The following is an 8,862-nucleotide window of genomic DNA, read 5'->3' on the forward strand; positions in this document are numbered from 1 at the left end:
GTGCTGCTCCATGGGTGGGGTGGGGCAACGGGTCGGCGACAACTGGGCTATGGCCCAGCGCCTCAACGGGCAGCAGCGGTAGTAACCACGCTGGTGTTTCCAACCCCATTGTCAAGTCCTCTTAACTGGGTAGATAAAACGTCTTGGTGCGACTCAGGCTATATCACCAGCTCAACAATAGCGGTTAGCACCTGCCTAACCGAGATAGAACAGCGCGGATCTACGGTCAGTATCGGTAAACTGGCGGTATCGGTAGTCAAGTTCAGCTTTGCCCTAATGTGCTCTGCGGTTAGCGCTGCCGGGCAATCGGTGTGGGTTAGCCCCAAGATTAGCCGCAGAGCACCCTGTCTCTGGTGAGCTTGGCGTTCGCGTTGCTGCAATGAGTTCAGCAGCGCCTGGGTTGATGGGAAGGTGTCAGGTCGATGGGCGGCTATCAACACCAGGCAGGCACTGGCCGTTGGCATCACCATGTCGCGCATAAAATCAAACCGATCTTGCCCAGGCAAACCATAAACCTGGCAAACTTGCCGATTGCCTAAGCTGATCTGGGCAAAGTCGATAGCAACGGTGGTGGTGGTCTTGATCTGGGCAGTGCTGTCGGTGGCCAACCGCTCGGTGTGAATAGCGCTGCCCGCACTGGCTGTATGCACAAAGGTGGACTTGCCGGCCCCCACTGTGCCCGCTACAACTAATCGTGGCGGCGTCATTGGCTGGTTACCTTTTGAATACGGGGTAGCTGTGGCCCGGTGTTACCCAGAAAGTCGGTAATAGCACCGGGCTGCTGTCCTCAAACTATTGGCGTAGGCCTACAGCACCAGCTTGATTTCACTAGTGGCCCGCTTGATTTCTAGCATCAGCACCCCCTGTTTGGCAGCCTTGTTAGCCAATACTAGAAACACGGCATCGGCTCCACAGCTGGTTAAAATGGCAAAACCGTCCGTTCCTTCCACAAAAATGCGGTCGATGACACCGCGCGTAAGCTCATCCCCAATGCGCTCACCTAGAGACAACATGGCGGCCGACATAGCCGCTACCCGCTCCTCATCCAAACCGCTAGGGATGGTGGCCGCCAGGGGGAGGCCATCGGGGGTGACTAGGGAAGCTCCCTGAATATCGGGCGTACCAGACACGAAATCTTGCAGAATATAGCCAATTTTTTCAATATTAATCGCCATGGGAAGTCTCCATAAAACAGTTAGATTGCCGTAAACATGAGCGGTACGGCCCGCAAAATAGCTGGTGGTACTGGGAAATATCGGCGATCGCGCTAGCCAAGTAGGGCACTACGAAAGTGACGTATACTCCAGCACATCGTGGCCACTGCCCCGCAGCACTGACTCAACATGCTGTCCGCGCAGGCGACGCCCTACGTAAGCCTCCAAAAAGCCTTGAATAGCACCGAGGGTATAGGTGCATTTGCGGGGGGAGCCTTCAGGTTCGCCATGGCAGCAGACGGTCTCGCGGGTGTAGACCCGAAACACGTCATCCCGCTGCTCAATCGTGTCGACGATGCACAGGCGGGTGCCCTCTTTACCGATGGCATAGCGTAACTTGTCAGTAATCTCGGCTAGGGAAATCTGGCTGACTTGGTTGGTCAGGTGCAAATCTTCAGCCAGTTGTTTGCCCCGCTGCCGACCGGCTGCAATCATGGCGATCGCAGCGGCCTTTTCACCCAAAGCTTCTTCCATTCCCACAACGGCGGCCTTGAAGCAAACAACACTCATAAAATAGCCAAGCTCGTGACGCTCAGCCTGAACTGCCATAGTCATACTATTTTCCTACTACTCATAACGTCAGCCGATTCGCGTCAAATATTAGTCACCAAATTGCCAATACAGTATTCATGAATACCTAACTATCGCCAAGCCAATTAATAGACTCCAGAGCGCTGCCCAGAAAAATAGCTCCCTTGACAGACTTGAGACTATTGACTCGTTAAAAAATCAATCTATTCAATGAATTTAGCAATCAAGTTTTACTAAATATTATTAATCTAGGCAAATCTAGTTACAGAGACAACATACATAGCGCTTCTCACTCTGGCGAGACAAACCATTGCTAGCCAAAGGAGAAAAGAGCTGAAATCTCTTTATCTACACCTCAGCGAGCAAGAAAAGGCTATATTAATTTGGAGTCAGAGTGCTGTCAGGGAACTAATAACCTGCCACCACTAACGGAAGATTTTCAAGAACGTAGAGCTTTGCTCGTAACTAAATTAGTATTCAGACCACATGACAAAAATCCGGAGAAATATTGTCTTGGCCTAGAACTTTATTTTATCGATCTGAAAATAGCTGGAACGCGACTATCAGCTTGGACATATAGCTACCTAGCCAAGGTAAATTTGCAAAATCTTCATAAAAAAGCGCTAGTAAAAAAAGAATAAGCATAGCTTGCAGCACAGCTCATAATTTCCCTCAAAATCATTACCTATATTGCCATGGTTGCTATAGAATGCTTATTGACTAAATCGATGATCGTCACCAATTATCTATAACCTTCAGGTGATTACAGCCAATTGAATAAGTTGATTAAATTAACAGAATAGAGTTTGATTGGCTATCGATGCACCTATCAAATTGTTAAAAATAAGCTCTATTTAACCTTCATGTTGTAGAAAACCTACGTTTTTGCTCGTGTTTGGCGCTCAAACAGGCTGAACCTAGTACTCGACCAAGCTGATTGTGACAGGAAGCCGTAGCCCCAGGGTTCGAGGTGTAAGGTATACGGCTCAAGGCAGGTCTTGAACCGTATACCGTAAACCCCACTAATCCATCATCTTTGGCTCAGCCGTCTACTAGTACCGTATGGCTGAAATTAGCCCACTATTCCAACTCTATAGAACTGAACTCAAGTCAAAGCCAGGCTCCCTAGCGCCTCGACTCCCGCGTAATTGCCATCGTCACCCGCCTTACGCCGGTAAATAGCGCCGGTAAATAGCAACCTCTGTCTGCGTTTTTTCAGGTCACTGTTTCTGCTACTCAAAGAGCTAAAGTAACCATGCTGAAGTCTTGTCAGGTGCCGGTAGACAACTCATCGAGGCGATTGTTGGGCCTGTGGGCCAAACGGTACGAGCCAGCTCTAAATACCATCAGCCTAGGCGAAAATTCCTGCTCCATTGCCAAGCTACTGGCGTTGACAACCCCTGATGGGCGGGCAGGTACAGTGCATCGGGTGATACAGTCGCTGACTGGCTACTGTCAGCTAGCCGGGCTAAAGACCAACAGCCTCTATGCCTACATTCCAAACATTATTAATTTGTCAGAAGCCTATCAACTGGCTCTAGCTGTTGAGTTGGTCTACCACCAAGTCCTCGCCATCTATAGCCAGCAGCCGTCGCTGAAGCCGTTTCTCAGGTACTTCTCCGATACTGAAGGCATTTTGGCTGAATTAGGTAAAGATGCGCTGATGCTACCCCTCATCGATCGCCTAGCCGCCGAGCTTGAACCCGTGCACCTGACCCTGCAAACCTACCATGGCAATACCAGTAATGTTCGCACCATTGGCTTTCTAACGACTCAGTTTCACATGATCAACCAGTCCATTGTGACGGCGCTAACGCCTTGCGAGCAAATATTAATTAGCCCCTATCTACAATTTGCTGAAGAGCAGGTTGCCATTCCCTGGCCTCGGGTCTGTGCCGTTGCGGCCAACTATGCTGCTGATGCCCCTGAAATTGCCCTAGTCGAAGCGCTGATGACCGTTTGCCCAGCGATCGCCCTAGAGGTACAGAGTCATTTGGCGAGTCGATTTCCCTATACGGTTAGCCGTCGCGGCACGCTACTCAATGCCGCAGTGGAACGGTCTACGCTGCGAGACCTGACAATGATGCAGGCTTACCTGTGGCTGGCCATACTTGAAAAGCAAACTACTGCCATTACACAAGAACTATTGCCCCTGTGCCGGATGGTCTTTCCGTCAATTGGTGTACAGCCAGCGGTGGTGCAGAGCGGAGTGGAACAGCTAGTAAACGTAGTTGAACAGCATATCCCTAGCCATTTCATGCACCTAGCCAAACCCTATACACAAGCGTTAAACCAGTGCTTTAAAGATTGGACCTCGGTGCCTAACTTGGCCGACCTAGCTATCAACAAGTAGCTAGTAGACAGCGGCATAAGTGTGACGACTATTGTCGATCGCGAGGGAGCAGGGGAGCTAGGGAGCCAAGCGAGTCGGAATGGTGGGCATATTTCAGTTCCCAGCCATTCTGCGGTGCATTGCTTCGCGAATGCACCGCTACGAAGATCCCCTAAGCCATCGACTTAATCTACCCCTTCGATTGGGGCAAAGCCCTGGCGCTGCACGTTTTCGCTGACGTGGCGAGGCTCTAGAAATTGCAGCAGGTAGTCAGGGCCGCCCGCTTTAGACCCCACGCCCGACATCTTGAAGCCACCGAACGGGTGCCGCGAGACGATCGCCCCGGTAATGCTGCGGTTGATGTACAGGTTGCCGACGGCAAACTCGTTCTGTACTCTCTCAATGTGGGAGGGGGTACGGGAGTAGAGGCCACCAGTGAGTCCGTAGTCGGTATTATTGGCCACCGTCAGGGCTGTCTCAAAGTCCTTCACCTTGATCACCGCCAGCACCGGGCCAAAGATTTCCTCCTGGGCGATGACGGCATCGGGGGCAACGTCGGTAAACACCGTAGGGCCAACGAAGTAGCCCGTATCGGGGGCAGGCATTTCTAGAGCCAGGGTAGACTCCTGCTTGCCCGTTTCGATGTATTCCTTAATTTTGGCTTGGGCAGCGGCATCGACTACGGGGCCAACGGTGGTGCCGGGGGCTTCGGCAATGCCCACCTGGAGGGAGCGGGTCGCTTCTACCAAGCGGTGTATAAAGGTGTCGTATACCGACTCCACCACGATGACGCGGGAGCAGGCCGAACATTTCTGGCCGCTGTAGCCAAAGGCAGAATAGACCACCCCCTGCACAGCCTGATCTAGATCGGCGCTTTCGTCGATAATGATGCCGTTTTTGCCGCCCATTTCGGCTACCACTCGCTTCAGATGTTTCTGGCCGGGGCGCAGCTGGGCGGCTTCGGCGTAGATGCGACAGCCCACGGCGCGGGAGCCAGTGAAGGTAATCATATGAATATCGGGGTGCTCAACCATGTAGGCTCCTACGGTGGAACCCTTAGCAGGTAGAAACTGGAGCACGCCTTTGGGAATGCCTGCCTCGTAGAGAATTTCGGCAATTTTGGCCCCAATCACCGAGGAGTTTTCGGCGGGTTTCATCAGGGTGCAGTTGCCCGCCACCAGCGACGCCACGGTCATGCCTGTGGTAATCGCCATAGGAAAGTTCCAGGGAGAAATCACCAGGCCAATGCCGTGGGGGAAGTAGCGGTAGCGGTTGTTTTCGCCGGGGTAGTCGTAGGTGTAGCCCCCGTCCAGGCGCTCCATTTCATCGGCGTAAAAGCGGCAGAAGTCAATTGCCTCCGAGGTTTCCGGGTCGGCCTGGCCCAAGGGCTTGCCGACCTCCAGCACAATCCAGGCGTTGAGTTCGTGGCGGCGGGACTCCATGATGTCGGCGGCACGGCGCAGAATGTTGGCTCGCTCGCTGGCCGGGGTAGCAGCCCAGGCGGGGAAGGCGGCTTTGGCGACGGCGATCGCCTGTTCGGCCTGCTCTTGACTAGCCATACCCACTTTGCCGATCAGCTCTTTGGGGTTAGACGGATTCACCGAGTCAAAGCTGGTGTCGGTGTTAACCGCTTCGCCATTGATGATCGGGCTGTAGCGCTGGCCAATCTGCTGGCGCACGGTCTTGAGGGCGGCGAAGGCTGCGGTGCGCTGATCGGCGATCGCATAGTCCGTATCCGCCGCATTTTCAAAGGGCGGCTCCCAATCGCCCCTGCCCCCCGGCTCCCTGTCTTCCTCCGCAAACTCCGGAGCTGCCAGCAGGGTCTCTACCGGGGTATCTTCCAAATTTTGCCGCAGGAATGAGCTGTTGGCGGTGTTCTCCAGCAGGCGGCGAATCAGGTACGACATGCCGGGGATAAGCTCGCCAAAGGGGGTGTAGACCCGCACCCGGTAGCCCTGGTCGGCCAGCGTTTTGGCCAGCTTGTCGGCCATCCCGTAGAGCACCTGCAATTCAATATTGCGCTTGGGGATATTGAGTTCTTCGGCGATCGCCATAGCATAGGCCTGCGACCTGACGTTGTGGCTACCGATGGCGGCGTACAAATACTGATGATTCTCCAGCAGCAGCCGAGTCATGCGCTCGAAGTTAGCGTCGGTAGACACCTTCTGGCTATAGACCGGGCTGGGCCAGTCGTTCTGCCGCGCGGTGATAGTTTCCTGGTCCCAGTAGGCCCCTTTCACCAGGCGCACGCTGACGGGGGTACCCCGCTCTTTGGCCCAAACCACCAGATCCTTGAGATCGTCGTAGCTATCTTGCAGATAGGCCTGCAGCGTCACGCCAAGGTCATCGCGCTGGCGAAACTCCTCCTCCATTAAGATGTCTTTGAGAATAGCTAGGGTGAGGTCTTTGTACTTGTACTGCTCCATATCAAAGTGCACCATCACCCCCAGCTCGGCGGCGCGGCGCAGCAGGGTGCGAATGCGATCGCTCACTCCAGATCTACTACCCGCCTCATCCAGCGGATCAAACTGAGAGTAGAAGGCGGTGAGCTTAACCGACACCTGCACCTTAGAGAGTTCTTTGCCCTCGGCGACATCGATCGCATCGATGGTCTTCCAATTTTTGGCGGCGGCGCTCAGCTGCTCCATCAGGTCCAGGTAGCGCTGCAGGTAGGCCTGGGCCTCCGCCTCGGTGATCACCGCCTCTCCCAGCAAGTCCATGGTGAAGGTGAGCTTGTCCTTGCGCATGCGCTCGATCGCCTTAATCGCCTGATCCATCTTTTCGCCCGAGATGTAGCGGTAGGCCAGGGTTTCAACGGCGGGGGCAACGGTGGTGGCGGCCAGCTTGCCGGGGGCAGAGGCAGGGTCGGTGAAGTTAAGCAACCCTTTGAGCACGCCAGGCAGTTCCACTTCTTCTGCCGACAGGTATTCCTGCAGGTGGCGAGCAATTTCGGGTTTGCTGCGCAGGGCCGGTAGGGCATCAATGAAGCGAAATAGCTGCACCTTGAGGCCAGGGTTGGCCATGGCGAAGTCCATAATTTTGTCGTCCCAGCGCATCTGGTCGCGCATTTGGGCGAAGAGATTCTTCTTCTCGCGGGTGGCCCCGAGCAGGGCCGTGGCGATCGCGAGGGTCTTAGCTTCGTACTGATGCGAATCGGTCTGGGGCTGAATTGCTGGGGCTACCACGGTATTGTCTCCTTATTCCCTAACTCCTATCTTGAGCGAAAAAGAGCTGGGTAGGGTCACCGCGTCATGATACTTTTCCGGCTCAGGAGTAAGGCTTTAGCAGCCTATGATGAGAACACCACCACTTCCACGGGGGTCTCTATGACGGCTTACACCATTAAGCTCCAGCCTGCCCTAGCCATGACCGATGACCAGTTCTACCAGCTGTGCATCACCAATCCCGATCTCAAGTTTGAGCGCAACGCCGAGGGAGATCTGCTGATTATGTCGCCAACGGGTGGAGAAACCGGCAACCGCAACGTAGAGTTAGCCACGGAGTTTGTGCTGTGGAATCGGCAGCGCCGGCTTGGGGTGGTGTTCGATTCATCCACTGGGTTTAAACTGCCGAGAGGTGGTGAGCGATCGCCCGACGTTGCCTGGGTTGAACAGTCTCGCTGGGATGCCCTCACCCCTGAGCAGCGGCAAAAATTTCCGCCCCTTGCTCCCGACTTTGTGCTGGAGCTGATGTCACCCAGCGACCAGCTCTCAGTTATTCAAGCCAAAATGCAGGAATACATGGCCAGCGGCGTCCGCCTGGGCTGGCTAATCAACCCCCGCAGTCACCAGGTTGAGGTTTATCGCCCAGAGCAGGCGATCGAGGTTTTAGACAACCCCGCCCGCCTCGCTGGAGACCCAGTTTTACCTGGCTTTATGCTAAAAATGGCCTTGGTTTGGTAAATCGTTGGCCTAGGCTACGGCATAGCCGGTATGTTCTCGCACTTCGGGAGCGTGAAAGGCGAGCACAATACGGTCTTTAGGCACGCCTGCCGCCACTAAGTCCGTAGTGATGCTTCCTTCGATACCGTCGTAGTGAATCCAAATTTTGCTGTCACGTATTTCTGCATGGACAACCATGCCGTGAATGCGCTTGCTACCATCCCAGCCTTCATGAATTAAAAAAAAATGGTTGTAGTCACGGCTGACAACAACATCAGTTCTGACATCGCCATAGCGATAGGGCAAGTTGGCATAGTATTGGAGCGTTTTTTCTAAAATCCTGCGCCACTGTTCTAGGGTTTCCATTCAACTATTTCCTCGGTTGCCGAATTAAAAACGATCAAGCGAAAGCCTGGTTCTGCTAAGAGGAGTTGCCCGGCCTCCTCAGCAAACAACGTTTGAAATACCGTTTGGTTCACAGCTAGATAGAGGATGCGATCGGGCTCTTGCTTTTGTAGCGTCCTAGCGTAAAGAAAGTATTGTCCCCATGCAACTTCAAGGTCACTAATGGGAGAGGGCTAAGAAAGCTTTTAACTTCTACCGCAATTTTTTCGGTGCCACGCTCAGCCGCGATTAGTTTTTCAGCTCCTAAATCTACAAAAACAGAGCGCAGTCCAATCGTCAAGATGAGCGGATCGTCTGTAATCGTCCACCCGTCTTTTTCCAATGCTACACGCACGGCATCGTGGTAAAGATCTCTAGCTGGCATAGATCTATGGCGATTTCCGAGAATAAAAGTACCGTACAATTTGGCCTTGAGCACAGTATAGGCAGATGAACCGGTAGAGCGAGTTATGTTGCTATCAACCCTAGAAAGAGAGCAATTAAGCAAGAGTCAAATCGA

General features: G+C 53.6%; 7 protein-coding genes and 1 pseudogene. 2 read left to right on the forward strand and 6 right to left on the reverse strand.

Going from position 1 to position 8,862, the window contains the following annotated elements:
* Positions 1–158: 158 nt before the first annotated feature.
* The 3 genes from IQ273_RS26090 to IQ273_RS26100 form a co-directional block, all read right to left on the reverse strand.
* Positions 159–707, reverse strand: a complete 549-nt coding sequence (locus IQ273_RS26090) for an ATP/GTP-binding protein (protein ID WP_194026060.1) — start codon at positions 705–707, stop codon at positions 159–161.
* A 99-nt stretch (positions 708–806) separates the two neighbouring features.
* A complete protein-coding gene (locus IQ273_RS26095; RefSeq protein ID WP_194026061.1) occupies positions 807–1,175 on the reverse strand; it encodes a roadblock/LC7 domain-containing protein in 369 nt (122 codons plus the stop codon).
* A gap of 108 nt (positions 1,176–1,283) precedes the next feature.
* Complete coding sequence (locus tag IQ273_RS26100; RefSeq protein ID WP_194026062.1) at positions 1,284–1,769, reverse strand: hypothetical protein; 486 nt, start codon at positions 1,767–1,769, stop codon at positions 1,284–1,286.
* Positions 1,770–3,000: 1,231 nt separating this feature from the next.
* On the opposite strand from IQ273_RS26100, the gene IQ273_RS26105 reads away from it, so the two are divergent.
* On the forward strand, positions 3,001–4,098 hold the full coding sequence (locus IQ273_RS26105) for a hypothetical protein (protein ID WP_194026063.1): 1,098 nt from the start codon (positions 3,001–3,003) through the stop codon (positions 4,096–4,098).
* 164 nt (positions 4,099–4,262) lie between these two features.
* On the opposite strand, the gene pruA is transcribed toward IQ273_RS26105, so the two are convergent.
* Positions 4,263–7,262: an L-glutamate gamma-semialdehyde dehydrogenase gene (pruA, locus tag IQ273_RS26110; RefSeq protein WP_194026064.1), complete on the reverse strand. Its 3,000-nt coding sequence runs from the start codon at positions 7,260–7,262 to the stop codon at positions 4,263–4,265.
* Between the two features lie 141 nt (positions 7,263–7,403).
* On the opposite strand from pruA, the gene IQ273_RS26115 reads away from it, so the two are divergent.
* Complete coding sequence (locus tag IQ273_RS26115) at positions 7,404–7,979, forward strand: Uma2 family endonuclease (protein ID WP_194026065.1); 576 nt, start codon at positions 7,404–7,406, stop codon at positions 7,977–7,979.
* 9 nt (positions 7,980–7,988) lie between these two features.
* Here IQ273_RS26115 and IQ273_RS26120 read toward each other — a convergent pair whose 3' ends face one another.
* Both IQ273_RS26120 and IQ273_RS36005 read right to left on the reverse strand, forming a co-directional pair.
* A complete protein-coding gene (locus tag IQ273_RS26120) occupies positions 7,989–8,324 on the reverse strand; it encodes a XisI protein (protein ID WP_194026066.1) in 336 nt (111 codons plus the stop codon).
* Positions 8,312–8,727: pseudogene (locus IQ273_RS36005) on the reverse strand (element excision factor XisH family protein). The gene IQ273_RS26120 and the pseudogene IQ273_RS36005 overlap by 13 nt, the downstream one beginning before the upstream one ends.
* Positions 8,728–8,862: the final 135 nt, after the last annotated feature.

It is taken from the genome of Nodosilinea sp. LEGE 07298 (assembly GCF_015207265.1).
GTDB lineage: Bacteria > Cyanobacteriota > Cyanobacteriia > Phormidesmidales > Phormidesmidaceae > Nodosilinea.

What these genes read in the sequence shown, in the direction of transcription:
- IQ273_RS26090 (WP_194026060.1), bottom strand. Translation starts at nt 707, where the DNA reads ATGACGCCGCCACGATTAGTTGTAGCGGGCACAGTGGGGGCCGGCAAG.
- IQ273_RS26095 (WP_194026061.1), bottom strand. Translation starts at nt 1,175, where the DNA reads ATGGCGATTAATATTGAAAAAATTGGCTATATTCTGCAAGATTTCGTG.
- IQ273_RS26100 (WP_194026062.1), bottom strand. Translation starts at nt 1,769, where the DNA reads ATGACTATGGCAGTTCAGGCTGAGCGTCACGAGCTTGGCTATTTTATG.
- IQ273_RS26105 (WP_194026063.1), top strand. Translation starts at nt 3,001, where the DNA reads ATGCTGAAGTCTTGTCAGGTGCCGGTAGACAACTCATCGAGGCGATTG.
- IQ273_RS26115 (WP_194026065.1), top strand. Translation starts at nt 7,404, where the DNA reads ATGACGGCTTACACCATTAAGCTCCAGCCTGCCCTAGCCATGACCGAT.
- IQ273_RS26120 (WP_194026066.1), bottom strand. Translation starts at nt 8,324, where the DNA reads ATGGAAACCCTAGAACAGTGGCGCAGGATTTTAGAAAAAACGCTCCAA.